At 73.9% G+C, this 25296-nt stretch carries 24 protein-coding genes and 1 pseudogene; 16 read left to right on the plus strand and 9 right to left on the minus strand.

The window, feature by feature from the left end; genetic code table 11:
- Nucleotides 1-23: 23 nt before the first annotated feature.
- Complete coding sequence (locus tag QNO07_RS11490) at nt 24-929, plus strand: bile acid:sodium symporter family protein (RefSeq protein ID WP_283991678.1); 906 nt, start codon at nt 24-26, stop codon at nt 927-929.
- Between the two features lie 44 nt (nt 930-973).
- Here QNO07_RS11490 and QNO07_RS11495 read toward each other — a convergent pair whose 3' ends face one another.
- The gene (locus QNO07_RS11495; RefSeq protein ID WP_283991679.1) at nt 974-1852 is read right to left on the minus strand and encodes a PhzF family phenazine biosynthesis protein; all 879 of its coding nucleotides are present in this window, start codon (nt 1850-1852) and stop codon (nt 974-976) included.
- Nucleotides 1853-1908: 56 nt separating this feature from the next.
- Nucleotides 1909-2697, minus strand: a complete 789-nt coding sequence (locus QNO07_RS11500) for an SDR family oxidoreductase (RefSeq protein WP_283991680.1) — start codon at nt 2695-2697, stop codon at nt 1909-1911.
- A gap of 111 nt (nt 2698-2808) precedes the next feature.
- Between QNO07_RS11500 and QNO07_RS11505 the strand changes: the two genes are divergently transcribed.
- From QNO07_RS11505 to QNO07_RS11530, 6 genes are all read left to right on the plus strand, one after another.
- On the plus strand, nt 2809-4449 hold the full coding sequence (locus QNO07_RS11505) for an alkaline phosphatase D family protein (protein ID WP_283991681.1): 1641 nt from the start codon (nt 2809-2811) through the stop codon (nt 4447-4449).
- Between the two features lie 84 nt (nt 4450-4533).
- Nucleotides 4534-5886 (plus strand): multidrug effflux MFS transporter, encoded by a 1353-nt coding sequence (locus QNO07_RS11510; RefSeq protein ID WP_283991682.1) that lies wholly within the window; start codon nt 4534-4536, stop codon nt 5884-5886.
- Entirely contained in the window at nt 5868-6950 is a 1083-nt protein-coding gene (locus QNO07_RS11515) for a serine hydrolase domain-containing protein (RefSeq protein ID WP_283991683.1), read from the plus strand. The genes QNO07_RS11510 and QNO07_RS11515 overlap by 19 nt, the downstream gene beginning before the upstream one ends.
- A 340-nt stretch (nt 6951-7290) precedes the next feature.
- Entirely contained in the window at nt 7291-8355 is a 1065-nt protein-coding gene (locus QNO07_RS11520; protein ID WP_283991684.1) for an ATP-binding protein, read from the plus strand.
- Nucleotides 8352-9389: a polyprenyl synthetase family protein gene (locus QNO07_RS11525; protein WP_283991685.1), complete on the plus strand. Its 1038-nt coding sequence runs from the start codon at nt 8352-8354 to the stop codon at nt 9387-9389. Before QNO07_RS11520 ends, QNO07_RS11525 begins: the two co-directional genes overlap by 4 nt.
- A gap of 281 nt (nt 9390-9670) precedes the next feature.
- Nucleotides 9671-10732, plus strand: a complete 1062-nt coding sequence (locus QNO07_RS11530; RefSeq protein ID WP_283991686.1) for a small ribosomal subunit Rsm22 family protein — start codon at nt 9671-9673, stop codon at nt 10730-10732.
- A 6-nt stretch (nt 10733-10738) separates the two neighbouring features.
- On the opposite strand, the gene ddaH is transcribed toward QNO07_RS11530, so the two are convergent.
- Both ddaH and QNO07_RS11540 read right to left on the minus strand, forming a co-directional pair.
- A complete protein-coding gene (gene ddaH, locus QNO07_RS11535) occupies nt 10739-11584 on the minus strand; it encodes a dimethylargininase (RefSeq protein ID WP_349636828.1) in 846 nt (281 codons plus the stop codon).
- Nucleotides 11585-11639: 55 nt separating this feature from the next.
- Nucleotides 11640-11813, minus strand: a complete 174-nt coding sequence (locus QNO07_RS11540) for a DUF6243 family protein (RefSeq protein WP_283991687.1) — start codon at nt 11811-11813, stop codon at nt 11640-11642.
- A gap of 128 nt (nt 11814-11941) precedes the next feature.
- Between QNO07_RS11540 and QNO07_RS11545 the strand changes: the two genes are divergently transcribed.
- Both QNO07_RS11545 and QNO07_RS11550 read left to right on the plus strand, forming a co-directional pair.
- Entirely contained in the window at nt 11942-12544 is a 603-nt protein-coding gene (locus QNO07_RS11545) for a TetR/AcrR family transcriptional regulator (RefSeq protein ID WP_283991688.1), read from the plus strand.
- A 198-nt stretch (nt 12545-12742) separates the two neighbouring features.
- Nucleotides 12743-13462 carry a bifunctional DNA primase/polymerase gene (locus QNO07_RS11550; RefSeq protein ID WP_283991689.1) on the plus strand — a complete coding sequence of 240 codons (720 nt, stop codon included), beginning with the start codon at nt 12743-12745 and terminating at the stop codon, nt 13460-13462.
- Between the two features lie 203 nt (nt 13463-13665).
- On the opposite strand, the gene QNO07_RS11555 is transcribed toward QNO07_RS11550, so the two are convergent.
- Nucleotides 13666-15399 carry an HtaA domain-containing protein gene (locus QNO07_RS11555; protein ID WP_283991690.1) on the minus strand — a complete coding sequence of 578 codons (1734 nt, stop codon included), beginning with the start codon at nt 15397-15399 and terminating at the stop codon, nt 13666-13668.
- Nucleotides 15396-16820 (minus strand): HtaA domain-containing protein, encoded by a 1425-nt coding sequence (locus QNO07_RS11560; RefSeq protein ID WP_283991691.1) that lies wholly within the window; start codon nt 16818-16820, stop codon nt 15396-15398. Before QNO07_RS11560 ends, QNO07_RS11555 begins: the two co-directional genes overlap by 4 nt.
- Nucleotides 16821-16965: 145 nt before the next feature.
- Between QNO07_RS11560 and QNO07_RS11565 the strand changes: the two genes are divergently transcribed.
- From QNO07_RS11565 to QNO07_RS11580, 4 genes are all read left to right on the plus strand, one after another.
- Nucleotides 16966-18000: a heme/hemin ABC transporter substrate-binding protein gene (locus tag QNO07_RS11565; protein ID WP_502961817.1), complete on the plus strand. Its 1035-nt coding sequence runs from the start codon at nt 16966-16968 to the stop codon at nt 17998-18000.
- Complete coding sequence (locus tag QNO07_RS11570) at nt 17997-19238, plus strand: FecCD family ABC transporter permease (RefSeq protein WP_283991692.1); 1242 nt, start codon at nt 17997-17999, stop codon at nt 19236-19238. Before QNO07_RS11565 ends, QNO07_RS11570 begins: the two co-directional genes overlap by 4 nt.
- Complete coding sequence (locus tag QNO07_RS11575; protein WP_283991693.1) at nt 19235-20062, plus strand: heme ABC transporter ATP-binding protein; 828 nt, start codon at nt 19235-19237, stop codon at nt 20060-20062. The genes QNO07_RS11570 and QNO07_RS11575 overlap by 4 nt, the downstream gene beginning before the upstream one ends.
- A 65-nt stretch (nt 20063-20127) precedes the next feature.
- Nucleotides 20128-21156, plus strand: coding sequence for a DUF8094 domain-containing protein (locus tag QNO07_RS11580; protein ID WP_283991694.1), 1029 nt, complete (start codon nt 20128-20130; stop codon nt 21154-21156).
- A 42-nt stretch (nt 21157-21198) separates the two neighbouring features.
- Here the strand turns inward: QNO07_RS11580 and QNO07_RS11585 are convergent, their stop codons facing one another.
- A complete protein-coding gene (locus QNO07_RS11585; RefSeq protein ID WP_283991695.1) occupies nt 21199-21864 on the minus strand; it encodes a biliverdin-producing heme oxygenase in 666 nt (221 codons plus the stop codon).
- 353 nt (nt 21865-22217) lie between these two features.
- Nucleotides 22218-23075 carry a type I methionyl aminopeptidase gene (map, locus tag QNO07_RS11590; protein WP_283991696.1) on the minus strand — a complete coding sequence of 286 codons (858 nt, stop codon included), beginning with the start codon at nt 23073-23075 and terminating at the stop codon, nt 22218-22220.
- Nucleotides 23076-23128: 53 nt separating this feature from the next.
- On the opposite strand from map, the pseudogene QNO07_RS11595 reads away from it, so the two are divergent.
- Nucleotides 23129-23356 (plus strand): annotated as a pseudogene (locus tag QNO07_RS11595) (hypothetical protein); the annotation flags it as partial.
- A gap of 120 nt (nt 23357-23476) precedes the next feature.
- On the opposite strand, the gene QNO07_RS11600 reads toward QNO07_RS11595, so the two are convergent.
- Nucleotides 23477-24085, minus strand: a complete 609-nt coding sequence (locus QNO07_RS11600; protein ID WP_283991697.1) for a hypothetical protein — start codon at nt 24083-24085, stop codon at nt 23477-23479.
- A 158-nt stretch (nt 24086-24243) separates the two neighbouring features.
- Here QNO07_RS11600 and npdG point away from each other — a divergent pair, with 158 nt between their 5' ends.
- Together npdG and QNO07_RS11610 are read left to right on the plus strand one after the other, a co-directional pair.
- Nucleotides 24244-24933 carry an NADPH-dependent F420 reductase gene (npdG, locus tag QNO07_RS11605; protein ID WP_283991698.1) on the plus strand — a complete coding sequence of 230 codons (690 nt, stop codon included), beginning with the start codon at nt 24244-24246 and terminating at the stop codon, nt 24931-24933.
- A 62-nt stretch (nt 24934-24995) separates the two neighbouring features.
- Complete coding sequence (locus QNO07_RS11610; protein WP_283991699.1) at nt 24996-25241, plus strand: hypothetical protein; 246 nt, start codon at nt 24996-24998, stop codon at nt 25239-25241.
- Nucleotides 25242-25296: the final 55 nt, after the last annotated feature.

Raw genomic sequence — 25296 nt, forward strand, 5'->3', positions numbered from 1 at the left:
TGCGGCGGCCTCAGCCTGAGCGGGTGAACTCCTCCCTCTTCACGGTGCTGCTGCCGGTCGCGCTCGGTGTGGTCATGTTCGGCCTGGGGCTGGGCCTGGCCGTGGCCGACTTCCGCCGGGTGGCCCGCTATCCGCGTCCCGTCGTCGTCGCCCTCGCCTGCCAGGTGCTGCTGCTGCCGCTGCTCTGCTTCGGGCTGGTGGTGGCCTTCGGGCTGCCACCGGCGCTCGCGGTCGGCATGATGCTGCTCGCCGCCTCGCCGGGCGGCACCACCGCCAACCTCTACAGCCACCTCTTCGGCGGGGACGTGGCGTTGAACGTGACGCTGACCGCCATCAACTCGCTCATCTCGGTGGTCACGCTCCCGATCATCGTGAACCTGTCGATGGCGCACTTCTTCGCCGACAGCGCCGGGCTCGGCCTGCGCTTCGACAAGACGGTCCAGGTGTTCGCGATCGTGCTGGTGCCGGTGGGCCTGGGCATGCTGGTGCGTTCGCGTGCCGCGGCGTTCGCGGACCGCTGCCGACGCCCGGTGAAGATCGCCTCGGTGGTGATCCTGGTCGGTGTCATCGTCGCCGCGATCGCGGGGGAGCGGGACCACATCGGCGGCTACCTGGCCGAGGTGGGCCTCATCGCCCTGCTGTTCAGCGTGCTGTCCCTGTCGGTCGGCTACGGCGCCAGCCGCGCCGCGGGTGTGCGCCATCCGCAGGCGGTGGCCGCGTGCATGGAGATCGGCGTGCACAACACCACGCTGGCCCTCGCGGTCGCCCTCAGCCCGGCGCTGCTGGACAACGCGCGCATGGCCGTGCCGTCCGCGGTGTACGGGGTGCTGATGTTCTTCACCGCCGCGCTCGCCGGACTGCTGCTGCGGCGGATCGGCGCCCGTGAGGGCACGTCCGCGCCGCCCGCCGACCGGGCCGCCGCGCCCTGAGGGGCGCGGCCCTCGGCGCCGGCACCCGCCTGCCGCTCCTCTCCTCACCCCATCCGGACGGCGGAGCCGCTGACGTGCACTCGAGGGTCGCCGGCGCGCAGTTCGACGGTCAGCAGGGAGGGTCGGCCCATGTCCTCGCCCTGGTGCAGGGTGAGCACGCTGTCCTCGGGCACCTCGCCGAGTGCCCGCAGGTACCCGCCGAGGGCCGCCGCCGCGGCGCCCGTGGCCGGGTCCTCGACGACACCGCCGACCGGGAACGGGTCGCGGACGTGGAGGACCGTGCCGTTGCCGGGGGCCCGCCAGACCAACTGCACGGTGGTGAGGTCGCGCCGCAGCATCAGGGCCTTGAGCCGGTCGAAGTCGTAGTCCAGCCGGGCCAGCCGCTCCCGGCTGCCCGCCGCGACCACCAGGTGCCGGGCCCCGGCGAAGGCGACGCGCGACGGCAGCGAGGCGTCCAGTTCCTCGGGTTTCCAGCCGAGGGCCGCCAGAGCCTCCGCCAGGTCCTCGGCGGCGACGTCGCTCACCTGAGGCGGCACGGTGGTGAGCGTGGCGCGCAGCTGCTCGGTGACCGTCACCGGCACGTGGCCGACCGGGGTGGCGAACACGAACCCGCCTGCGCCCAGCCGCTCGGCCATCGCCACGGCGGCGGCCACGGTGGCGTGCCCGCAGAACGGCACCTCTGCCAGCGGGCTGAAGTAGCGCACGCCGAAACCGCGGCCGGGCGGCGCGTCGAGCCCGGTGGGCGGAGCGGTGAGGAAGGCGGTCTCGGAGTAGCCGACGTCGGCGGCGACCGCCAGCATGGCCGACCCGTCGAGCCCGTCGGCGTCGGGCACCACCCCTGCCGGGTTGCCGCCCTGCGGATCGGTGGTGAAGGCGGCGTAGCGCAGGACCTCGGGAGCGGTGGAGCCGGGTGTGTGCGTCATACCCGCGCAACGGCGTCCGGCGGCGGCCTATTCCGGCCGCCGCGACGGGTGGTGCGTCAGCCGCGGCCGACGTAGGGCATGGCGGTGGCCAGCACGGTGACGAACTGGACGTTGGCCTCCAGGGGCAGTTGCGCCATGTTCAGCACCGTGCGGGCGACGTCGTCCGCGTCCATCGACGGCTCCGGGACCACCGATCCGTCGGCCTGGAGCACGCCGGTGCGCATCCGGGCGGTCATCTCGGTGGCGGCGTTGCCCACGTCGATCTGCCCGCAGGCGATCCGGTGCGGTCGGCCGTCCAGCGAGAGTGACTTGGTCAGACCCGTCACCGCGTGCTTGGTGGCGGTGTAGGCGATCGAGTGGGGACGCGGCGTGTGTGCGGAGAGCGAGCCGTTGTTGATGATCCGTCCGCCCTGCGGCGACTGCTCCTTCATGGCGCGGAACGCCTCACGCGCGCACAGGAACGCGCCCGTGAGGTTGACGTCCACCACCGCGCGCCACTCCTCGACGCTCACCTCGTCCGGCGGAACGGGCGGGCCGAAGGTGCCGGCGTTGTTGAAGAGCAGGTCGATCCGGCCGCCGAACTCCCCGGCCGTCCCGAAGAGGCGGGCGACCGCCCCGGGGTCGGTGACGTCGGTGGCCACCGCGGTGGTGCGGGCGTCGGGCCCGGCCAACCGGGCCGTCTCGGCGAGCGCTTCGGCGCGCCGGCCGGCCAGTGTCACCGACCAGCCGTCGGCGGCGAGCGCCAGGGCCACGCTCCGTCCGATGCCCGAACCCGCGCCGGTCACCACGGCGCTGCCGCCGCGGTTCGCGGCCTCCCCCGTCATAGCGTGGCTCTCGCTGCTCATGCGCCGCAGCCTACGTGAGCCTCCGTCAAGCTACCGAAGGTCATGAGACCGCCATATGGATGACGCGAACGCGACAACCCCGCGCCGCCCCCGGGCGCTGCACTCGCCGTTATGACGCACACCGGAAGCGCAGAGACCGAGATCCGGGCGGCGGCCAGGCACGTGGGCCGCCGCGGTTTCCTCACCGTCACGGGCGCGGCAGCCGCGCTCGCCTTCACCACCCACCTCCCCTCCACCGCGCACGCCGCCGCAGCGCTGGACCCGCGCGCCGTCACCCGGGACCCGTTCACGCTCGGCGTCGCCTCCGGTGACCCGCTGCCCGACTCCGTCGTGCTGTGGACCCGGCTGGCCCCGGAACCGCTCGCACCCGACGGCGGGTTGCCCGCCCGGCCGGTCCTCGTCCAGTGGGAACTGGCCCTGGACCGGAACTTCCGGCGTGTCGCCGCCCGGGGCCACGCCGACGCCCAGCCCGAGTTCCACCACACGCTGCACATCGAGCCGCGCCGGCTGCGGCCGGCCACCGACTACTGGTACCGCTTCCGTGTCGGCCGCTGGATCAGCCCCGTGGGCCGCACCCGCACCGCGCCCGCCGCCGACGCCGACCCCGCGTCGCTGCGGTTCGGCGTCGCCTCCTGCCAGCGCTACGACCACGGCTACTTCACCGCCTTCGCCCACCTCGCCGCCGAGACCGACCTCGACGCCGTCCTGCACCTGGGCGACTACCTGTACGAGTACCCGGTCGACTCCGCCGGCGGCGCCCGCCGCCACACCGACCGGGTCCTGCCCGAGGCGCTGAACCGGGAGACGACCACACTCGCCGACTACCGGCTGCGCTACGCCCTCTACCGCACCGACCCCGACCTGCGCGACGCCCACGCCGCACATCCGTGGATCGTGACCTGGGACGACCACGAGACGGAGAACAACTACGCCGGTGGCATCCCGGAGACGTCCCCCGACGGGCAGCCGTCGGAGGAGTTCCTGATCCGCCGCGCCGCCGCGTACCGCGCCTACTGGGAGAACATGCCGCTGCGCAGCCCGCAGCGCCCCGAGGGCCCCGACCTGAGGCTCTACCGCCGCCTGCACTACGGGCGGCTGGCCCAGCTCGACGTGCTCGACACCCGCCAGTACCGCGACAACCAGGCGTCCGGTGACGGCTGGAAGCTGCCCACGCCGGAGTCCGCCGACCCGGCGCGCACCATGACCGGCGCCGCCCAGGAGCGCTGGCTGCTGGACGGTTGGCGGTCGTCGCGCGCGGTGTGGAACCTGCTGCCGCAGCAGGTCGTGTTCGCCCACCGCCGCAACCGGGTCGAGGGGCCGTGGCCGCTGTCCATGGACGCCTGGGACGGCTACCCCGCGGCCCGCGAGCGCCTGCTCGAAGGGGCCCGCACCCACGGGGTGCAGAACCTGGTGGTGCTCACCGGCGACACGCACGTCCACTACGGCTTCGACCTGACCCGGGTGCCCGAGGACCCCGCCTCCCAGGTCGTCGGTGTGGAACTCGTCACCACCTCCATAAGCAGCGGCGGCGACGGCGCCGCGCGTCCCGCCAACTGGCAGACGCTGAGGGACGCCAACCCCCGGCTGCGGTTCTACGACGGCCGCCGCGGATACCTGCTGATCAGCCTGGACGAGCGACAGTTGCGTGCCGACTTCCGAACGGTGCCGGCGGTGACCACACCGGGGGCGCCGGTCACCACCGCCGCCTCCTTCGTGACGGAGGCGGGAAGCCCCGGACTGCGCCCGGTGTGACCGAGTCCGCCCGCTGGGAGGGTGGGCCGGGGCCGGTGCGGCTGGGAGAATGTGTCCTCAGTCAACAATCTCCTGGAGAGGTGCATGACCGACCCCGGCTCGCCCACCCCGGCGGCCCCGACCGCTTCCCCGCCCGCCACCGCCTCCCTCCCCGCTACCGCGACACCCCCGGTACCCGTGCCGTCGGCTCAGCGACCCGCCGCCGAGACCGCGCCCGCCGCCGCGTCGCTGAGCCGGCAGCAGAAGGCCGGGCTGCTGCTCACCCTCATCCTCGGCAGCCTCACCGCGCTTCCGGCGCTGTCGATGGACATGTACCTCCCGGCGCTGCCGGAGGTCTCCGGCGCGCTGGACAGCTCCGCCGCGCAGGTCCAGCTCACCCTGACCACCTGCCTGTTGGGGCTGGCCCTCGGGCAGGTCGTCGTCGGCCCGATGAGTGACCAGTTCGGGCGCCGACGCCCGCTGCTGGTCAGCATGACCGGCTACGTCGTGGCCAGCGCCGCCTGCGCCTTCGCACCGACCATCGAGACGCTGACGGTGTTCCGGCTCGTCCAGGGCCTGGCCGGCGCGGCGGGCATCGTCATAGCCCGCGCCGTCGTCCGGGACCTCTTCGACGGCCTCGCCATGGCCCGCTTCTTCTCCACGCTGATGCTCATCTCCGGCGCGGCCCCCGTGCTGGCCCCGGTACTCGGCGGGCAGGTGCTGCGCTTCACCGACTGGCGCGGCGTGTTCCTCATCCTGGCCGCGATGGGACTGCTGCTCACCCTGGTCACGCTGCGCTGGCTGCCGGAGACCCTGGACCCGGCGGACCGGCACAGCGGCGGCATCCCGGTGGCGCTGCGTGCCATGCGGGAACTGCTCGCCGACCGGGTCTTCACCGGCTACCTGCTGGCCGGCGCGCTCACCTTCGCCGCGCTCTTCGCCTACGTCGCCGCCTCACCGTTCGTCGTCCAGGAGATCTACGGCGCCTCACCGCAGACGTTCAGCCTGCTGTTCATGGTCAACTCCATCGGCCTGGTGGCCGTGGGCCAGCTCAACGGCAAGGTCCTCGTCGGCCGGGTCAGCCTGGACCGGGTGCTGGGCATCGGACTGGCCGTCATCGGCGTGGCGGCCGTCGCCCTGCTGCTGCTCACCTCCGGCGTGTTCGGTCCGGTCGGCCTGCTGCCGGTCGCGGCCGGTCTGTTCGTGCTGATGTCCGCGATGGCGCTGGTGCTGCCCAACGCCAACTCGCTCGGCCTGATGCGCGCGCCGCACGCCGCCGGCTCCGCCTCGGCGCTGCTGGGCACCTCGCAGTTCCTCATCGGCGCCATCGCCTCGCCGCTGGTGGGCATCGCCGGGGAGCACACCGCCGTCCCGATGGCGGTGGTGCAGCTGACCACGGTCACGCTGGCCGCCGCCGGATTCCTGCTGCTGTGCCGCCCGTGGCGACCGCGCGACTGACGCCCGGCACCGCCGAACAGGCGGGCCTGGACCCCCGGGAACTGGACGCGCTGGTCCGCGGCGTGGACGCGCTCCCGGGGGCCGGCTGGTGCTCCGGCGCGGTGGTCGCGGCGGGCCGCGGGCCCTGGCTGGTGGTCGAGCACGCCACCGGCCTGGCGGTGCGATGGGCGGCTGCGGGCAGGCCCGCCGCCGAGCCGGTCCCGGCCCGCACCGGCACGCCCTTCGACCTGGCCTCGCTCAGCAAACTGTTCACCGCCCTCGTCGCCGTCCAGCAGCACGAGCGGGGTGTCCTGCGACTGGACGCCGAAGTCGCCTCCTACGTGCCGGAGTTCGCCGCGAACGGCAAGAGCGGCGTGACCGTGCGGCAGCTGCTCACCCACACCTCGGGGCTGCGCCCCGAGCTGCCCTTCCACGACGGGCACGGCCTGGAGCTGCTGTGGGCCGACCCGCTCGCGCACCCGCCGGGCCGCCACTGCTACTCCGACCTCAACTTCGTCGCCCTGCAGCAGGTGCTGGAACGCCGCACCGGCCGGACGCTGGACGTGCTGGTCGCCGAGGACGTCACCGGCCCGCTGGGCATGGCCGGCACCCGCTACGGGCCGGTGCCCGAGGCCGCCGCCACCGAGGACCAGCGCAGGCCCCGGGCGAAGGCCGACCGCGGCATGCTGCGCGGCGCCGTGCACGACGAGAACGCGCACGCGCTCGGCGGCGTCGCGGGCCACGCCGGGCTGTTCGCACCGGCCCGCGACCTGGCGGTGCTGTGCCGTGCCCTGCTCGGCGGCGGGCGCTACGACGGCACCCGGGTGCTCACGCCCGCCTCGGTGGACCTGCTGCTGGGCGGCCTGGGGTTCGCCGTCGACCAGCCCTGGTTCATGGGGGAGCTGGCCGGGCGCGGTGCGGCCGGGCACACCGGCTTCACCGGCACCAGCCTGGTCCTGGACCGGGCCACCGACACCTTCCTGGTGCTGCTCGCCAACACCGTGCACCCCCTCCGCCGCGACCGCCCGGACAGCGCCCCCCGGGCCGAGGCGGCCACTCGGCTGGCACGTGCGGTGCTTGCCTAGGCACCGAACCTCGTCTTGCCCAGGCACCGAACCTCGCAGGTGTCGAGCAGGCCCCCGAGGCGGGCCCCCGCGGGCCGCCGAGAGGCTGGTGCCGCGGGCGCGCGGGACATGTCGTCGTGACGCCCTGAGCGAGGCGACTCCGCAGAAGGCGCGGCGGTACTGAGCTTCCCGGTGCGGCCATCTGCGCCTCACGAGCAACCCCGTTGGCGCACATGGCGTCCTGCCCGGCAACACATGATCCGCCAACCGGAGTTGACTCCGACGATGTATACATGTCATGTATACATTACGTGTATACATGACATGTATAGTCTGCATTCGCACGGACCGAAAGGCACGCATGTACGGCAAGGCGTTCGCCCCCGAATACCAGGGCGCCCTGACCGCCCTGTCCGTCAACTCCTCTCTTCCCGAGGTGCTGGCGGCCGGTACGCGGCAGTTGAAAGAGGCGGAGCGTGCCGGGGAGCACGGCGAGGCGGCGCGCGCCGGACTCGCGGTGGCCGAGGCGTACCGGCGGCTGGGGCAGATCGGGGAGGCCGACCGGGCGTGGAAGGCGAGTTACCGGGCGGCCAGAGTGGTGGGAGACAAGGGGGCGATGGCCTGGGCGCTTTGGAGCGGCGGCACTCTGGCCCGGCAACGGGGCTCGTTCGCGTTGGCCCGACGACTGCTCGGGCTCGCGGCCGGGCTGGGTGAACAGGGAGGTGACGTCGTCGTACGCGGCTACTCCCTCGCGGGACTGGCCGAGACGGGCAGAATCCAGGGCGACTACGAGGCCGTGGCCCGGCTGCACGAGCAGTTGCTGGCCGAGGCCCGGCGGCGCGGTGAGGCGCGGCACACGGTGTGGGCGCTGGAGGGCATCGCGCAGATCCACCGCCAGCGGGGGGCGTACGACAGCGCGTACGTGCTGTTCGAGGAGGCGGCCGGGATAGCCGCTGGCGCCGACGACCGGCGCGGCCACGCCTGGGCGTTGCGCGGGCTCGCCGACATCGTCTCCGCCCGGGACGGGGACGCAGGGCGAGCGCTCGCCCTGCTGCTGGAGGCGGAGGCCCTCTGCCAGGCGATGCGCCTCTCCAGCGCGCTGGCCTACAACCACAAGATGCGTGGCAACGTTCTCTACCGGGCCGGGCGATACGCCGAGGCGCGGGACACGTACGAGCTGGCACTGGCGGAGTTCCGCGAGATGAGCGAGCCGCGCGGACAGGCGCTGGCCCGGCTGGGGCTGGCCAAGTCACTCGCCCGCCTGGGCCGCGACCGCGCCGAGACGGATGCTGAACTGACGGACCTGACGATGGAGTTGAATCGCATCGGGCTACGGCACGCCGGGGAGATGATGGCGCGGGCGCGGGACGAACTCGGTGTGCAGGTCCAGGAGGACTGCGGCGTTCGGACGGAGGCCGCACGGTGACGCCGGTGCCCCCGGCGCTTCAGGCACCGGTCGACGTCCCCCTCGTTTTGGAACGCTGCCGTGAGGTGGTGCGGCCCGCGCTGCTGGAGGCGGTCGGGCGGATGCACCCCTGGATGGGCGAGATGGCCGCGTACTCCTTCGGCTGGTGCGAGGTGGGCGGCGCTCCCGCTGCCGCATCCGGTGGCAAGGGGGTGCGGCAGGCGCTGGCCGTGCTCGGGGCCGAGGCGGTGGGTGCCCCTGGTTCTGCCGGGGTGCCCGCGGCGGTCGCGGTGGAACTGGTGCACGCCTTCTCGCTGCTCCATGACGACGTGATGGACGGCGATCCGGCGCGGCGCCGTCGTCCCACGGTCTGGAAGGCGTACGGCACCGGGCCCGCGGTCCTCGCGGGCGACGCCCTGTTCGCGCTGGCCGTCGAGACGCTCGCCGCCACCGAGGCGGGTGCGTCCGCGTTGCGGATGCTGTCGGCGGCACTGAGTGATCTGGTGCGCGGACAGGCGGACGACCTCCTGTTCGCCGCACGACCTTGGACGGGGCCGGAGCGGGTGCGGTCGGCGGAGTACCGGGCGATGGCCGAGCACAAGACCGGCGCGCTGCTGGGCTGCGCGGCCGCGCTCGGCGCCCTGCTCGGCGGTGGTACGCCATCCGCGGTCGCCGCTCTCGACCGGGCCGGTCGCAGCCTCGGCCTGGCGTTCCAGATCGTCGACGACGTGCTGGGCATCTGGGGTGACCCGGAGGTCACCGGCAAACCCGTTCACGGCGATCTTCGCGAGCGCAAGAAGACCTTCCCCGTACTGGCCGCGCTCGACTCCCCGTCCTCCGAGGCGCGGCGTCTGGCCGCGCTGCTGAAGTCGGGAGCGGACGCACAGGAGACGGTCGTACTCGTCGAGGCGGCGGGCGGCCGCGCGGCGGCGCTGGACGAGGCGCGGGGTCACATCGCGGCGGCGGAGGCCGCGCTGGCGGACGTCTCGCTCCAGGGCACGGCCGGGGACGAGCTGCGGGCGCTGTCGGCCTTCCTCCTGCGACGCGACGTCTAGACCTGGGCCAGCCGTGCAACTCTCGCGAACATCCGCGCCCCGGCACGGGAGTCCCCAGGTCGGGCGCCACACCGCCCGGGCAGGGCCGCACGGTGCCGGGACACCCCCTGTCGTGGCCCGACGGGGCACAGGCCCTGTGTCCGTACAACAAAGGCCAACGGACCTGTGGCACTGTTCGGGAACCGACCGTGGATGTGGCAGTTCCCGCCGGCCCGGCCACCCACGTCTGCGACCCCTGGACTGCTTCCCCGGCCCGTGAGCTGCTTGCCTAGACTGTCCCGGTGACGCTGATCGAGGCACGACTGAGGGAGGCGCTGGCCGTCTCCCTCAACGGCCTGCCACTCCGGCAGGCCATCACCGCGGTGGAGCGCCTGAAGGGCGCCTACCGCGGGACCACCCCCACCCACACGCCGGTGCTGCGCGACCGCTCCGACGTCGTCGCCTACGCCGCGTACCGCATGCCGGCCACGTTCGAGGCGGCGCGCGCGGCCCTGGGTGCGTTCGCCGACCGGGTGCCGGGGTGGGCGCCCGCGCGCCACGTCGACCTCGGCGGCGGGACCGGCGCCGCGACCTGGGCGGTCGCCGACGTCTGGGGCGGCGGCACGGCCAGCACCGTGCTCGACTGGGCGGAACCCGCGCTGGAGCTGGGCCGGGAACTGGCCGCCGACGCGCTGCCGGGCACCGACTGGCGGCGGGACCGCATCACCGGCTCCCTCCAGCTGCCCGAGGCCGACCTGGTCACGCTCTCCTACGTGCTGGGCGAGCTGACCGGCGCGGACCGCGCGGCGGCCGTGGCCGCGGCGGCCCGCGCCGCCGACGCGGTGGCCGTGGTCGAACCCGGCACCCCCGAGGGCTACCTGCGGGTGCTCGCCGCCCGGGACGCGCTGGTCGCCGACGGCTTCCGGGTCGTGGCGCCCTGCCCGCACAGCGGGACCTGCCCGCTGGTGCCGGGGGAGGACTGGTGCCACTTCGCGGCCCGCGTCGCCCGCTCCTCGCTGCACCGCCAGGTCAAGGGCGGCGCCCTGTCGCACGAGGACGAGAAGTTCTCCTACGTCGCCGCGGTCCGCACCCCCGCCCCGGAAGCGGAGTCGGAGGCGGGGAAGGCGTCCGGGCCTGCGTCCGGGCAGGAGGAGCCGGCCGCCGCGCGCATCGTGCGCCGTCCGCAGATCCGCAAGGGCCAGGTGCTGCTTGACCTGTGCGAGCCGGACGGCGTGGTGCGCCGCGCGGTGGTGAGCAAGCGGCACGGCCCCCGCTACCGCGCGGCCCGCGACGCGGACTGGGGCGACGAGTGGATGGCCGGGCCGCCCGACGAGCCGTCCGGCGGGCCGCCCGGCGAGCGCTGAGCGCGGTCAGCGCAGCTCGGCCGTGCAGCACTTGACGCTGCCGCCGCCCTTCAGCAGCTCCGTCAGGTCGATCGGCACCGGTTCGTACCCGCGGTCGCGCAGCGGGCCGAACAGCCCGGCGGCTCCCTGCGGCAGCAGCACGTGGTGGCCGTCGCTGACCGCGTTGAGCCCGAGCGCAAGGGCGTCGGCCTCCTCGGCGAGCAGGGCGTCGGGGAACAGCCGGGCCAGGACGGCCCGGCTGCCGGGGGAGAACGCCGCCGGGTAGTACATGACCTCGTCGGTGGCGTCGTCCAGCACGCACAGCGCGGTGTCCAGGTGGTAGTACCGCGGGTCCACCAGGTCCAGGCCGACCACCGGGCGGCCGAAGAACTCCTGGGCCTCCGGGTGCGACAGCGGGCTGCTGCGGAAGCCGCGCCCGGCCAGCAGCCAGGAGGCGGTGACGGCGAAGTCACCCTCGCCCTCGTTGATGTGCACCGGTTCGTGCAGTTCGGTGTAGCCGTGGCCGAGGTACCAGTCGCGGTGCACGGCGGCCTCACCCGCACGTTCGGGATGGGCGAAGCGGGCGCCGAGCACCCGCCCGTCGACGACGGTCGCCCCGTTGGCGGCGTAGACGAGGTCGGGCAGGCCGGGAACGGGGCCGAGCTCTTCGACGGTGTGCCCGAGCGCGCGGTAGCGGTCGCGCAGGTCCTCCCACTGCGCGACCGCGAGCGGCAGGTCGACGGGTTTGGCCGGGTCCATCCACGGGTTGATGGAGTACGTGACGCGGAAGTGCACCGGTGGGCACATCAGAAAGCGGCGGGCTGCGTACAAAGAGGGCTCCTCACGGGGTCGCCGTGCACGTGGTGAGCACATGGTCCTCCGCGAGGAGCCCGATGGCAGTGATCCGTTCGGGTGGTTCCGCTTCCGGTCAGGTGCGCGACTCGCGGAGTTTCCGCAGAAGTTCGCGTTTCTGTGCCGCCGCGTCGAGTCCCTGGCCGGGACCGTCCGCCCGGCCGGCGCGTCCGCCGTGCATCGCCTTGCGGGGGACGTGCGACCTGGTCCCCCCGACTCCCAGCATTCCGCCTGCCCGTCCCTTGCCCATGGCCGGCTCCTTCCGTCTGTGATGTCCGCCGAGTGCCGGCGCGTTCCCGGCCGGCGTCTCCACGATGAACGAGACGTATCGTCTTGTCAAGACGGATCGTCTCGTCTTTGTCTTGCTAGGCTGCGCACATGACGGCAGCCAAGGCGCCCGACGCCTCCCGACGCAGTGCCCGCTCGCGTGACGCGATCCTCCAGGCCAGCATGGAACTGGTCGGCGATGTCGGGTACAACAAGCTCACCATCGAGGCCATCGCCGCCCGGGCCGGCGTCGGCAAGCAGACCATCTACCGGTGGTGGCCCTCCAAGGCCGCAGTGCTGCTCGACGCCTTCACCCAGGTGGTCGACGACCCCGGCTACCAGGGCGGCATCCCCGACACCGGCGACCTGGCCGCCGACCTCAAGAACGTGCTGCGGGCCACCGTCGACGAGTTCCGCGACGAGGCCTTCGAGGCGCCCTACCGGGCTTTGGCGGTGGCGGGCGCGGCGGACGCCGAACTGTCCCGCCAGTTCGTGGAGCGCCTCACCGAGCCCGGACTCGCGGTCTACGCCAAGCGGCTGCGGGCAGCACAGCAGGCCGGTGAGATCTCGGCGGACATCGACGTGCGCGTCGCCGTCGACATGATCCTCAGCCCGCTCTCGCAGCGCTGGCTCATGCGTTCGGGGGAACTCACCCACGAGTTCGCCGACACCCTGGTCGACCTGGTGCTCAACGGCCTGCGCCCGCGCCCCTGAGCCGCGCCCGCACACCGGCGCCGGGCCGCGCCGGCCGACGGGCGGGGGGACGGCGCCCGACCCCCCGGTTACCCATTCACGACCGAAGAGGCGCACTATGGGGGCAGCCATCCGTCGTCCGCGGGTCCGGGACGGATGCGGCCTCCGGGTTCCCAGCCTGGCGGCGGACCACGACTTCGGTCTGGAGTGAGGCGGTAGATGGAACGCGAAGGCAGGCTCCCCCAATGGCTGCGGCGACGTTCACGGAGCGTCGGCGGCGGCGCGGCGGAGGCCGCCCGCGTTCGGGAGGACCTGCTCCTCGCCTCGGCCGCCGCGGGATTCCCGATGGCCCCGGCCGCGCACCCGGAGGGCTACGGCTGTTCCTGTGACCGCATCGGCTGCCCCACTCCCGGCCGCCATCCCGTCTCGTTCGCCTGGCAGAGCCAGGCCAGCACGGACCCCGAGCAGATCCGGCGCTGGGCGCGCAACCGCCCGGACGCCAACTTCGTCACCGCCACCGGCCTGGGCCACGACGTCCTGGACGTGCCCCACGCGGCGGGCCGGGAGGCCCTGGAGCGGCTGGAGGGCGAAGGCGTCGAGGTCGGGCCCGTCGCGGTCTCCGGCACGGACCGCATGCTCTTCTTCGCCGCGACCCGCGGTACGCCGGAGGACGAGGACGAGTGGTGGCCGTGTGAACTGGACTGCCACCCCGAGACCATGGACGAGCATCCCGGCCTGCGCTGGCACTGCCGCGGCAGCTACGTACTGCTGCCGCCGTCGCGGATACTCGCCGACGGCGTGATGGACGTCGCGTGGGTACGGGCCCCCGAGCGTCCGCTGCCCGATCCGCTGACGCTGCTGGAGGCCCTGACCGACGCCTGCGCCGCGCACGTCGTCACCGACGGGGCGGAGGACGCGACTGCCTGGCCGGTGCGCTGACCCCGGGCCCCTCCGGCACCGGCCCGCCCGGTCCTCACCCGCCCGGCCCGCACGACCCAGCAGCTGCACCCGCCCGGCCCGCACGTCCGAGGCCGTCACGCCCGTCCCCCGTTCCGCCCGTCCGCCGTTGCGCCCTGCGCCGGGCACAGCCGTGCCCGCCGGCGGAGGGGCCGGCGGGCACGGGGCACGGAGAGGCTGGACCGTCAGCTCTCCGTGGAGCGGCGGCGGGCCATGAAGACCGCCCCCGCCCCGATCGTGGCCAGGGCGGCGGCGCCGCCCAGCAGCGCGGCGGAGGGCACACTCGCGCCGGTGGAGGCCAACGCCTCGGTGCCGCCGCCGACGGTGCCGACGCCCGACGTGCCGCCGGTGGTGCTGCCGCCGATGGTGTCGGCGCCGCCGGTCGATCCGTCGGTGGACCCGCCGCTGTTCGACCCGCCGCTGTTCGACCCGCCCGCGGAGGTGCCGCCGGTGGACGGCAGCGTGGCCTTCTTGTCCAGGGACACGGCGAGGTTGACCGGGTCGAGGGACGCGCCCGTCTGGTAGAAGCCGCCGAACGCCTTGGCCCCGGCGCCGGTGAGCACGGCCGGCACGTCGTTCAGTGCGAGAACGCCGTCCTTGGCTGTCAGCGCACCCTTGGAAAGGGCGAGCGTGGCCAGCGTCAGGTCGTCGTAGGCCGTGACCTTGCCGCTCTCGCGGTCCTTGCTGGAGACATCGGCCACCAGAGAGGCCTTGCCCCCCTTCGCCTCGACACGCAGGGCCGACAGCTTCAGGTCGAGGGAGTAGCCGTCACCCTCCTTGTGGGCCAGGAAGCGCACGCCGCCGTCGAAGGCGGCGTCCAACTCGGGTGCGGCGCTGTCGAAGGAGCCGCTTCCACCGGGGAAGCGGTAGCTCTCGGCGTTTGCCGAGGCACCGCCGCTGACCTCGACCTTGCCCTTGCCGATCGGGCCGGTGACGTAGCTGCGGAAGGACTTCTTCACGCCCCAGTCGAGGTTGCCGTCGACGATGGCACCGTCCACCGGGGCCTCCGGCTCGCCGTCGCCGGAGCCCGTGGAGCCCGTGGAGCCCGTGCTGCCGGTGGAGCCCGTGGAGCCGGTCGAGCCGGTGCCGCCCGTGGAGCCGGTCGAGCCGGTGGACCCGGTGCTGCCCGAGGAGCCCGTGGTGCCGCCGGAGTCGGAGCCGCCCGCGCCGCCGGTGGAGCCCTCGCTCGTCGAACCGCCCTCGGAGGAACCGCCGTTGCCGGAACCGCCGCCGTCGGTCGAGCCGCTGTTGCCGGACCCACCGCCGTTGTCCGAGCTGCCGTTGCCGGAGGAGCCGTCGGCGGCGGGCGTCACGGTCAGGGTGGCCGGGTCGAGGGCCGTGCCCTGCTGGTACATGCCGTTGAAGGCCGCGGCACCGTCCGCGGTCATGGTCGCGGGTATGTCGGTGAAGGTCATCGACCCGCCGGCGCCGCTGCCCGGCCTGATGCCGGAGAGGTCCAGGTCGGCCATCGCCACGTCGTCGCGGGTCTCACCGTCGGCGGTGATGTCCGCCACGATGGTGCCGTCGCCGCTGCGCCCGCCGGTCTCCAGCTTGACGTCGGAGATCCGGATGTCGAAGCCGTGCGTCGCCGAGCGGAACCGCACGTCGCCGGGGAAGGAGGTCTTCACCGCGTGGGTGGTCAGGTCGTAGGAGCCGTTGCCGCCGCCGAAGGTGAACGCCCCGTTGCCCGCCGCCTGCTGGGCGCCGCCGCCGGTGGTGATCTCGCCCTTGGCCATGCCCACCACGTAGCTGCGGAAGGACTCCTTCACCCCCCACTGGAGGGTGGCGTCGGACAGGTCGATCGTGCCGGGTGCCTGCTGAACGTTCTCGGCCGCGAGGGCCGGGACCACGAAGGCGGTGGCGGCCAGCACGGTGGCGGTGGCGGCGGCGAGCGCCGCACTGCGTCGGATGGTGTTCATCTGGGCTGGGACTCCTCGGAGTTGTCTGCGGTGAGGGGGGCCGTGCGGCGCCTGCGCACGAACCAGAAGGCAGCGGCCATCACGGCCAGGGAGGCGGCTGCCAGGGAGATCGGCAGTGCCGCGGAAGCGGAGGTGGAGGCGGCCGGCTCGACGTCGTCGGCGGCGGTGACGGCCGGGCTGGGGGAGGAGGAGGGAGAGGGGGCGGCCTCGGTGGGGTCCGAGCCCAGGTCGGGAAGCGGCGGCAGCGTGGCCTTGCCGTCCAGCGCGACGGCCAGGGACACCGGGTCCATGGCCGTGCCCGCCGGGTACAGGCCGTCGAAGAACGCCGCTCCCTGCTTGGTGAGTTCGGCCGGCGCCTCGGTCACCGCGAGCAGGCCGCCGGAGGGCTTGAGGGGCGCGTCGAAGACGGCCAGGGACCGGCCGCCGGCCGAGAGAGTGCCCTTGCCGCCCTTCACCTTCACCGACAGCTCCTCCAGGGTGAGATCGAGGTCCTTGCCGGTGAAGGTGACGCTGCCGCGAAGGTCGGCGGACAGTTCCTTGCCGTCGGCGTTCCAAGTGCCCTTGAGCAGCGGGAAGCGGAACAGCGCGCCGCCGTCCTTCGCCCCGTCCGCGGTCTTCCACTCGCCCGACACCAGGTCGCTGCTCACGTGTTCGCGGAACGTGCGCCGCACACCCCAGTCGAGGGCCGCGCTGTGCACGGCGGCCGACCCGTCCGACGGGCTCTTCGAACTGCCGGTCGCCGCGTCACTCTTCTTCGGTGACGGAGCGGGGGTGGCCGGGGCGCTGGTGGCCGCCGGGGTGCGCACGTCCACGGACAGGCTGACCGGGTCCAGCGGGGTGCCGGCGGCGTAGTAGCCGGCGAAGGCGGTGGCGCCCTCGGCGGTGAGGGTGGCCGGGACCGAGTTGAGGGCGATCGGCGACCCGCCGCCGCGCATGTCCACGCCGCCCAACCGCAGGTTGGCCAGCGGGACCTGGGCGCGGTCGGTGTAGGTGCCGCTGCCCCTGGCCTTGCTGCGCATGTCGGCGTAGAGCGTGCCCGAACCACCGCTGATGCGGACGGTGGGGCGGCTGATGGTGAGGTCGAGTTCCTGGGAGCCGTCGGCCGCGCGGTGGCCGGTGAAGCGCACCCCGCCGCCGAAGGACGCCCGGAACGCGCCGGAGTCGGGGTCGTAGCCGCCGCTGGCGGAGTGGAACCGGAACTGGTTGGCGCCGACCGTGCCGGCCCCGCCGACGAGGCTGAAGCCGCCCTGCGCGATCGGGCCGGTCACGTAGGTCTGGAACGAGGACTTCACCCCCCAGTCCAAACGCCCGCCCGCGACGGTGCGTTCGGCCGCCTGGGCCGGCAGCGCCGGCAGCAGCGCCGCGACGAGCGCGGCAAGGAGTGCTGCGGCGAACGGGCGCCGTAGTCCGAACGAGGGCATGACGGGGTCCTCCCGGGGCGACCTGGGCTAGCGAATGAGGTAAGGCTAACCTAAGCTATCGGCGTCTCCGCGGAAACCCCCGTCCCGACCGAACCGCCGCCCCCTCGAACCGCGCCGCGCACCGGCCCTCGCCGCACGCGGCCCCATGGAAGGCAGCCCGCCCGTGTCCTCACCACCCCGCTCGCTCCGGGCCCTTGCCGCTCTGCCCCTCCTGGCGCTGGCGCTGGTCCTCGCTGCCTGCGGCGGGCCGGACAGCGGCCAGGACCGCGCGCCCGGGGCCGAGGCCACCGCCGACCGGGTCGAACCGCTCTCCGGCCCGGCGCCCCGGGCCGCGCTGCCCGTCACCGTCGACTCAGCAGACGGCCGCCGGGTGACGGTGCGCAGCACCGAACGGGTCGTCCCGCTCACCGGCTCGCTCTCCGAGATCGTCTTCGCCCTCGGGCTGGGGGAGCAGGTGGTGGCCAGGGACATCACCGCCACCTTCGAAGAGGCCGCGGACCTGCCGGTGGTGACGCGGGCCCACGACGTGTCGGCTGAAGGCGTGCTGTCGCTGAAGCCCACCCTGGTGCTCGCCGAGACGACCACCGGACCGGCTGAGGCCGTCGACCAGATACGTGCCGCCGGCATCCCGCTCGTGGTGGTCGAACCGGCCCGCGCGCTCGACGACGTGGCCGACCGCATCACCGCGGTGTCCGGCGCCCTGGGCGTCCCGGACGCCGGGGAGCGGCTGCGCGAGCGCACCGCGGAGCGGATCGACGCCGTGCGCGCCGACATTCCCGACACGGACGAGCGGCCCCGCGTCGCGTTCCTCTACCTGCGCGGCTCGGCCTCGGTCTACCTGCTCGGCGGGGCGGACTCCGGCGCCGGCTCGCTGATCGAGGCGGCCGGTGGAGTGGACGCGGGTACCGAGTCGGGTCTGACCAAGGACTTCACCCCGCTCACCAGTGAGGCGCTCGCCAAGGCCGCGCCCGACGTGATCCTGGTCATGACCAAGGGGCTGGAGTCCGTGGACGGCGTGGACGGGCTGCTGAAGATCCCCGGCGTAGCCGAGACCCCCGCCGGGCTGGACCGCAGGATCGCCAGCATCGACGACGGTCTGCTGCTCAACTACGGCCCGCGCACCGACCGGGTGCTCGCCGACCTCGCCCGCCAGATCCACCGCGACGGCGGCAGCCGATGAGCGCGCCCTCCCGCCCGGACGCCCGCGACGACCTCCCCGCCCCCACCGCCCCGGCAGCCGCCGCCCGGACGCCCGCGACACCCGCGAGGGAGCGGCCTGGTGACGGGCTGTCCGAAGGCGAACCGTCGGGAGGCGAACCGTCCGCGGGTAAGCCGTCCGCGGGCAAGTCGTCCGCACGCGGAGAGTTCACCAACGCCACGCCGCTCCGGCGGCGTTCGCGGACCGCGCTGCTGACGGTGCTGCTCACCGCCGCCCTCGCCGGCGCCGCCCTGCTGTCCGCAGCGGTCGGCGCCTACGGCATCCCGCTCGGCGACGTGCTGGGCTCGCTCGCGCACCGGCTGGGGCTGGGCGGTGCGCCGCTCGACCGGGTCGGGGAGAGCGTGCTGTGGAACGTCCGTCTGCCCCGGGTCGCGCTCGCGCTCCTGGTGGGGGCCTCGCTGGGCTGTGCCGGAGCAATCACCCAGGGCGTGTTCGGCAACCCGCTCGCCGAACCGGGCGTCATCGGCATCTCGGCGGGCGCCGCGGTGGGAGCGGTCGCCTCGATCGCCTTCGGGCTGTCCTTCTTCGGCCCGTGGACGGTGACCGTCTGCGCCTTCGCCGCCGGGCTGATCACCGTGCTGGCCGTCTACGCACTCTCCCGGTCGGGCGGGCGCACCGAGGTGGTGACGCTGATCCTGACCGGCATCGCGGTCAACGCCTTCGCCGGAGCGCTCATCGGCCTGTGCATCTTCTTCGCCGACAACGCCCAGATCACCCAGATCACCTTCTGGCAGCTCGGCTCGGTCTCCCAGGCCACCTGGCCCAAGGTCCTCGCCGTGCTGCCGTGCGCCGTGCTCGGGTTGCTGCTCGCGCCGCTGCACGCCCGCAAGCTCGACCTGCTCGCCCTCGGTGAACGGCCCGCCCGCCACCTGGGCGTTGACGTGGAACGGCTGCGGCTCACCCTCATCCTGGTGGTCGCGCTGCTCACCGCGGCGGCCGTGGCGGTGGCCGGGATCGTCGCCTTCGTCGGGCTGCTCGTGCCCCATCTGCTGCGCATGGCGGCCGGACCGGGACACCGCTTCCTCGTCCCCGGCAGCGCACTGGGCGGCGCGCTGGTCCTGGTCGTCGCCGATCTGGCTGCGCGAACCGTCGCCCAGCCCGCCGAACTGCCGCTCGGCGTGCTCACCGCACTCTTCGGCAGCCCGTTCTTCTTCTGGCTGCTGCGCAGGACCCGACGCAGGCAGGGAGGCTGGGCATGATCCGGTGGAGGCTCCACCCCCGGCAGCGGGCGCTGCCGCCCGTGCCCCGGGCCGGCCAGACCCTGGCCCAGGCCTGCGGACTCGGCGTGCGGCTGGGCGGCCGGGCCGTGCTGGACGGCGTGGACCTCGACGTCACCGCAGGCGAGGTGCTGGCCCTGGTCGGCCCGAACGGCGCCGGCAAGTCGACGCTGCTCGCCTCGCTCGCGGGCGACCTGCCCGCCGACCGCGGCCGGGCCCTGCTCGCGGACCGGGACAACGGCGAGTGGAGCGCCGCCGAACTCGCCCTGCGCCGGGCAGTGCTGCCGCAGGCGGCGACGCTCGCCTTCCCGTTCCCGGTGGAGGAGGTGGTGCGCATGGGCCGCGCCCCCTGGGCGGGCACCCCGGCGGAGGACGAGGACGACGAGGCCGTGGCCGCGGCGATGGCCGCGACCGAGGTCGTGCACTTCGCAGACCGCCCGTTCGGCGCGCTCTCCGGCGGTGAGCGCGCCCGCGTCGCACTCGCCCGGGTCCTGGCGCAGCGCACTCCGCTGCTGTTCCTGGACGAGCCGACGGCGGCCCTGGACCTGCGCCACCAGGAACTGGTGCTGCGGGTCTGCCGGGAGCGGGCGGCGGCCGGGGCGGCGGTGGTGGTCGTGCTGCACGACCTCCAGTCGGCGGCTGCCTACGCGGACCGGGTGGCGGTCCTGCACGACGGCCGGATCGCCGCTGCGGGCAGCCCGGCCGACGTGCTCGGCGCCGAACTGCTGAGCCGGGTCTACCGGCAGCCCGTCGAACTGCTCACGCACCCGCGCACCGGCGCCCGCCTGGTGGTCCCCGTCCGGTAGTCGCGCACCCGCCCGGTAAGGTGCCAACCTGCGAAGCGGACACGGGGGCTCGGGGAGGGCACGCCATGAGAGCGCGAGTGCTGGCTGCTGCGGGGGGCGCGGTGCTGCTGGCGGCGACGTTGTCCGGATGCCTCACCGTGCACGGTGAACGGGCCGTGGTGCCCGCCGTCGACAAGGCGGAGGCCCGCCAGGTGCTCAAGGAGTACGTGCGGGACGTCGACAAGGCCCAGCGGACCTTCGACGCCGACCTGAGCGCCAGGGTCGAACGCGGCGGACTGGGCGAGATCGAACACGCCGCGCTGCGCGCCAGGAAGGCCGTCGCCCCGGACGGCAACCCCGACCACGAGCCGCTGGAGCTGAGCGCGCCGCGCTTCCACATACCCCGTCAGGCGGGCTGGCCCAAGTACTTCCTGGTGGACGCCGCAGCCGGCCCGGACAGCCGGCGGCTGCTTGCGTTCACCCGGGAAGGCGTCGACGAGAAGTGGAAGGCCGCCTACTCCGCACGGCTGGCGCCCGGCGACGTGCCCGAGTTCGCCACCGACGCCGACGGCCACGCCCTGCCGGTCACCGGCAGTGGCGGTTCCGAGGACGGAGACGGCAAGGGTGACGGCGGGGACGGCAAGGGTGACGGCGCCGGTGAGGGCGGCAAGCTGCTCGCCGATCCCGGCGAGCTGAGCGCCGCCTACACCGGTTACCTCCAGGACGGCCGGGGCAGCACCTTCGCCGACGGTCCGCAGACCAGCGAACGACGTGCCACCCGGGCCCGGTCCGCCAACCGGCCCGCCGCCCGCAACGAGTGGGCGGACCTGCCCGCCAGCAGCAAGCAGTACCCGCCGATGGGCCTGTACACCGAGGACGGCTCGGCGCTCGTCTTCTTCACCTCGCACCACCAGACGAAGCAGACCGTCGCCTCCGGCTACACCCCCAAGGTGCGCCCGCTGGTCAAGCCCCTGCTGAAGGGCGAGCCCAAGCAGTGGCTCACGCAGGTCTTCGTGACCGTCCAGGCGGTGGTGGTCCCGCCGGACGACGCGGCCGAGGACCAGGTGCGCTTCCTCGACCAGCGCACCGGCCTGGTCTCCGCCGAGGGCGGCTGAGACCTGGCGGTCGGCACTCGGGCGCTGGGACCCGACGGGCGCTCAGGCGCTGAGCGGGAACTGGGCGCCCAACTCCCGGAACACGGCGGTGTTCAGCGCGAACGCCCGTCGGCACTCCTCGATGATGCGCTGCTTCTCCAGGTCGTCCACCGGTACTGCGTCGAGCAGTTCGCGGTACTCCCGCTTGAACGCCGCCGGGTTCTGGATCCCGTCGAAGACGTAGAACCGGACGCCGTCGCCCTTGCGCTCGAACCCCCAGGTCCGCTCGGCGGTGCCGCGGATGATCTGGCCGCCGGAGAGGTCGCCGAGGTAGCGCGTGTAGTGGTGGGCCAGGTAGCCGCCCGGCCAGTCGAGGGCGAGTTCGGTGACCCGGGTGGCGTAGTCGGCGGTGGCGGGCAGCGGCTTGAGGCCGGCGGCCCAGTCGTCACCGCCGTGCAGGTGGCGCAGGTCCTGCTCCAGCGCGGCGACCCGGAACAGCTCGGGCCGGATGAACGGGCCGGCCACCGGGTCGGACAGCAGGCGCCCGGCTGACTCCTCCAGCGCCCGGTAGACGAACCACAACTGCTCGGTGTACCGGGTGTAGGCCGCCACGCCCAGTCGGCCGCCCAGCAGGTCCCCCATGAAGGAGGAGTTCTCGGCTTCCGTGTGCTGCTCCTGCGAGGCGGTGCGGATCAGCTGGGAGAACGGCGTTGTGTCGGACGCGGCCAAGGCGGGCCTCCGGGACCAGGAGTGATGAGGAATACGGGACGACCTCAGGGAAGCGCGACCGCGCTTGCCTGCACAGATCCTCCTACTTAGGCTTACCTAAGTCAATCCCTTGTCGACGCGCTGTCGGCAAAAGCCATCCTATCCGGCCACCGCGTCGGGGAAACGTGAAGAAGCCGTCCGGCGGCCCGGTCGGGCCGCTGCGCGGCACACGTGCGACCGCCTCCGCCTCCCGCGGCGAGGCGGGTGGCGGAGGCGGCAGGGGCAGTCGGGAGGGCCGGGTCCGGGTGCTCGGGGGCCGAGTCTTCGGGGGCCGGGGGCCGGAGGCCGGGGGTGGAGGTCCGGGAGTCCGGGGGTCAGGGCTCGGTGAGGATCTCCGCGCCGGAGTCCGTCACCACGAGCGTGTGCTCGAACTGCGCGGTGCGCCTGCGGTCCCTGGTGACGACCGTCCAGCCGTCCTCCCACATGTCCCACTCGTGTGTGCCGAGCGTCAGCATCGGCTCGATGGTGAACGTCATGCCCGGCTGCATCACCGTCGTCGCCCGCGGGTCGTCGTAGTGCGGCACGATCAGGCCGGAGTGGAAGGACGTGCTGATGCCGTGCCCGGTGAAGTCGCGCACCACGCCGTAGCCGAAGCGCTTGGCGTAGGACTCGATCACCCGGCCGATGATGTTGATCTGCCGGCCGGGGCGGACCGCCTTGATGGCCCGGTTCAGCGACTCCCGGGTCCGCTCGACGAGCAGCCGGGACTCCTCGTCCACGTCCCCGCACAGGTAGGTGGCGTTGTTGTCGCCGTGCACACCGTGGATGAACGCGGTCACGTCCAGGTTCACGATGTCGCCGTCGCGCAGCACGGTCGTGTCGGGGATGCCGTGGCAGATGACCTCGTTGACCGAGGTGCACAGGGACTTGGGGAAGCGGCGGTAGCCCAGCGTGGACGGGTAGGCGCCGTGGTCGCACATGAAGGTGTGCGCCACCTCGTCGAGCGTGTCGGTCGTGGCCCCGGGGGCGATGTGGCGCGCGGCCTCGGCGAGCGCCTGCGCCGCGATGCGGCCGGCGATCCGCATGCGCTCCAGCGTCTCGGACGTCTGCACCTCGGGGCCGGTGTAGGGGGTGGGCGCGTCCTTGTCGACGTACTCCGGGCGCGGGATGGCAGCGGGCACGGCGCGCCTCGGGGAGAGGGTGCCGGGGACGAGGAGAGACTGGCCAGACATGCGCGTGAGTCTAACGGTGACGTCCCGCGCGCCCGTGGGGCAGCATGAGGAGCATGGCACTCTTCCAGCGCAAGACCGTCGGCAAGCCCGGTGAGTGGTACTACTGCCTCAAGCACCAGAAGGTGGAGGAGGGGCCAGAGTGCCCGGCCAAGGACCGCTTCGGCCCGTACTCCTCCCGCGAGGAGGCGGCGCACGCGATGCAGACCGCCCGCGAGCGCAACCTCCAGTGGCAGAACGACCCCCGCTGGCACGACGCGGACGGCCCCTCGGGCACACCCGACGGCACTCCGGACGGCACTCCCGACGGCGACGGCACCGCGCCGGGCGGAGGCCCCGGCGCCGACGGCCCCCGCGGCTGACCGTCGGCGGGTGCGCGTCGGCGGGTGCGCGTCCGCCGATGCTCACCAGGGGTCGGGCGGCGCTGAGGTGAGGTGGTCGGCGAGCCGGGACAGCCGGTCCCGGAAGCGGCGCCCGGGCCGGGGCCGCGGCGGGCTGTCCTCCCCGGCGGCGGCGCTCACCAGGTGCTGCACGGTGTCCAGGTCCAGGGCGTCGGCGTCGGCGGAGAGCACGTCGTGGGCGAGGCCGCGCAGCTCCGCGGTGTCCGCCAGGCCGGTGTCCATCGTGAACACGCCGCACCCCGCGCGGCGGGCGTCCTGCACCCGCTCCAGCAGTCGTTCCCCGGGCTGGTCGGGCGCCACCACCAGCAGTGTCTCGCCCCGCCGGGCCGCCTCCAGGCGCCCGAGGCCGACCGAGAGGTGGGCCGGCGCCGCTTCGGGCACCCGGTGCCGGACCAGCGTCGGCGACAGCTCCGGCAGCCCCGACCACGCCGCCTCGTCGTCCAGGTGCGCCGCCAGGTGCCAGGGCTCGTACGTCTCCCCGCCCACCAGCAGCAGCCCGCCGCCGTGCGGGCCCACCGACGACCTGACCGACCCGGCGAACCGCCGGGTGGTCCGCAACCACTCCGTTCCCGCGAGCACCTCGCGCAGCAGCGCCACCCGTACGGCGTCCATGTCCGCATCGTGCCGCACGGGGTGGGCCGGGGTGACGTGAACCGGCGGGTAACCCATCGCGAGCCCGCCCGTGCGGCGCCGGGCTCGACGGACGTCCGGGACGCGCCTGTTACTCCCCGGTAGGCGCCGGGGGCGGTGGTGCTGGCAGGATCGGGTCCATGACTTCACCTGCACCCAAGAAGGACCCCTGGGACCTCCCCGACGTCTCCGACCTCGTCGTCGGCGTGCTCGGCGGCACCGGCGACCAGGGCCGCGGACTCGCCTACCGCCTCGCGAAAGCCGGCCAGAAGGTCGTCATCGGGTCCCGGTCCGCCGACCGTGCCGCCGCCGCAGCGGCGGAGCTGGGGCACGGCGTCTCCGGCACCGGCAACGCCGACTGCGCCCGCAGCAGCGACGTGGTGATCGTGGCCGTCCCGTGGGACGGCCACGCCGCCACGCTGGAGAGCCTGCGCGAGGAACTGGCGGGCAAGCTCGTGGTGGACTGCGTCAACCCGCTCGGCTTCGACAAGAAGGGCGCCTACGCGCTCAAGCCGGAGGAGGGCAGCGCCGCCGAGCAGGCCGCCGCCCTGCTGCCCGACTCCCGCGTCACGGCCGCCTTCCACCATCTCTCCGCCGTCCTGCTCCAGGACCCGGCGGTCGAGGAGGTCGAGACCGACGTCATGGTGCTGGGCGAGGTCCGTGCCGACTGCGAGATCGTGCAGGCCCTCGCCGGCCGCATCCCCGGCATGCGGGGCGTGTTCGGCGGCCGACTGCGCAACGCCCACCAGGTCGAGTCGCTGGTGGCCAACCTGATCTCGGTCAACCGCCGCTACACGGCGCACGCCGGGGTGCGCCTCACCGACATCTGAGGCCGCCGGGGCATGGGGGACAATGGCTGGTGTCACCCGCACATCCGTCTGGAGCCACCCCCATGCCCCGCATCGCCCTGTACGCCCTGATCGTCTGCGTGCTCTCGCTGGTCGCCGCCGTGCTGTCCTTCAGCCGGGGCAGTTGGCTGGGCGTCGTGTGGATCCTGATGATGGGCGTCGCCTCGAACATCGCCTACTTCTACTGGGCCCGCGCCCGCATGCAGCGCCGCGCCGCCGAGCGCCGCGCCGCCGAGCAGCGCACCGTAGAGCCGGCCGAGCAGCGCACCGAGGACGTCAGCGACCGCTGACCACCGGCTCTCCCTGCCGGGAGAAGTGCAGGGCGGCGCGGGTCCGTCCGCACCG

Origin of the sequence: Streptomyces sp. 549, assembly GCF_030124175.1 — a bacterium.
GTDB lineage: Bacteria > Actinomycetota > Actinomycetes > Streptomycetales > Streptomycetaceae > Streptomyces.

What these genes read in the sequence shown, in the direction of transcription:
- QNO07_RS11500 (WP_283991680.1), bottom strand. Translation starts at nt 2,697, where the DNA reads ATGAGCAGCGAGAGCCACGCTATGACGGGGGAGGCCGCGAACCGCGGC.
- QNO07_RS11600 (WP_283991697.1), bottom strand. Translation starts at nt 24,085, where the DNA reads ATGGACGCCGTACGGGTGGCGCTGCTGCGCGAGGTGCTCGCGGGAACG.
- QNO07_RS11495 (WP_283991679.1), bottom strand. Translation starts at nt 1,852, where the DNA reads ATGACGCACACACCCGGCTCCACCGCTCCCGAGGTCCTGCGCTACGCC.
- QNO07_RS11555 (WP_283991690.1), bottom strand. Translation starts at nt 15,399, where the DNA reads ATGAACACCATCCGACGCAGTGCGGCGCTCGCCGCCGCCACCGCCACC.
- QNO07_RS11550 (WP_283991689.1), top strand. Translation starts at nt 12,743, where the DNA reads ATGGAACGCGAAGGCAGGCTCCCCCAATGGCTGCGGCGACGTTCACGG.
- npdG (WP_283991698.1), top strand. Translation starts at nt 24,244, where the DNA reads ATGACTTCACCTGCACCCAAGAAGGACCCCTGGGACCTCCCCGACGTC.
- QNO07_RS11610 (WP_283991699.1), top strand. Translation starts at nt 24,996, where the DNA reads ATGCCCCGCATCGCCCTGTACGCCCTGATCGTCTGCGTGCTCTCGCTG.
- QNO07_RS11560 (WP_283991691.1), bottom strand. Translation starts at nt 16,820, where the DNA reads ATGCCCTCGTTCGGACTACGGCGCCCGTTCGCCGCAGCACTCCTTGCC.
- QNO07_RS11575 (WP_283991693.1), top strand. Translation starts at nt 19,235, where the DNA reads ATGATCCGGTGGAGGCTCCACCCCCGGCAGCGGGCGCTGCCGCCCGTG.
- QNO07_RS11520 (WP_283991684.1), top strand. Translation starts at nt 7,291, where the DNA reads ATGTACGGCAAGGCGTTCGCCCCCGAATACCAGGGCGCCCTGACCGCC.
- ddaH (WP_349636828.1), bottom strand. Translation starts at nt 11,584, where the DNA reads ATGTGCTCACCACGTGCACGGCGACCCCGTGAGGAGCCCTCTTTGTAC.
- QNO07_RS11545 (WP_283991688.1), top strand. Translation starts at nt 11,942, where the DNA reads ATGACGGCAGCCAAGGCGCCCGACGCCTCCCGACGCAGTGCCCGCTCG.
- QNO07_RS11565 (WP_502961817.1), top strand. Translation starts at nt 16,966, where the DNA reads ATGGAAGGCAGCCCGCCCGTGTCCTCACCACCCCGCTCGCTCCGGGCC.
- QNO07_RS11570 (WP_283991692.1), top strand. Translation starts at nt 17,997, where the DNA reads ATGAGCGCGCCCTCCCGCCCGGACGCCCGCGACGACCTCCCCGCCCCC.
- QNO07_RS11510 (WP_283991682.1), top strand. Translation starts at nt 4,534, where the DNA reads ATGACCGACCCCGGCTCGCCCACCCCGGCGGCCCCGACCGCTTCCCCG.
- QNO07_RS11540 (WP_283991687.1), bottom strand. Translation starts at nt 11,813, where the DNA reads ATGGGCAAGGGACGGGCAGGCGGAATGCTGGGAGTCGGGGGGACCAGG.
- QNO07_RS11505 (WP_283991681.1), top strand. Translation starts at nt 2,809, where the DNA reads ATGACGCACACCGGAAGCGCAGAGACCGAGATCCGGGCGGCGGCCAGG.
- map (WP_283991696.1), bottom strand. Translation starts at nt 23,075, where the DNA reads ATGTCTGGCCAGTCTCTCCTCGTCCCCGGCACCCTCTCCCCGAGGCGC.
- QNO07_RS11580 (WP_283991694.1), top strand. Translation starts at nt 20,128, where the DNA reads ATGAGAGCGCGAGTGCTGGCTGCTGCGGGGGGCGCGGTGCTGCTGGCG.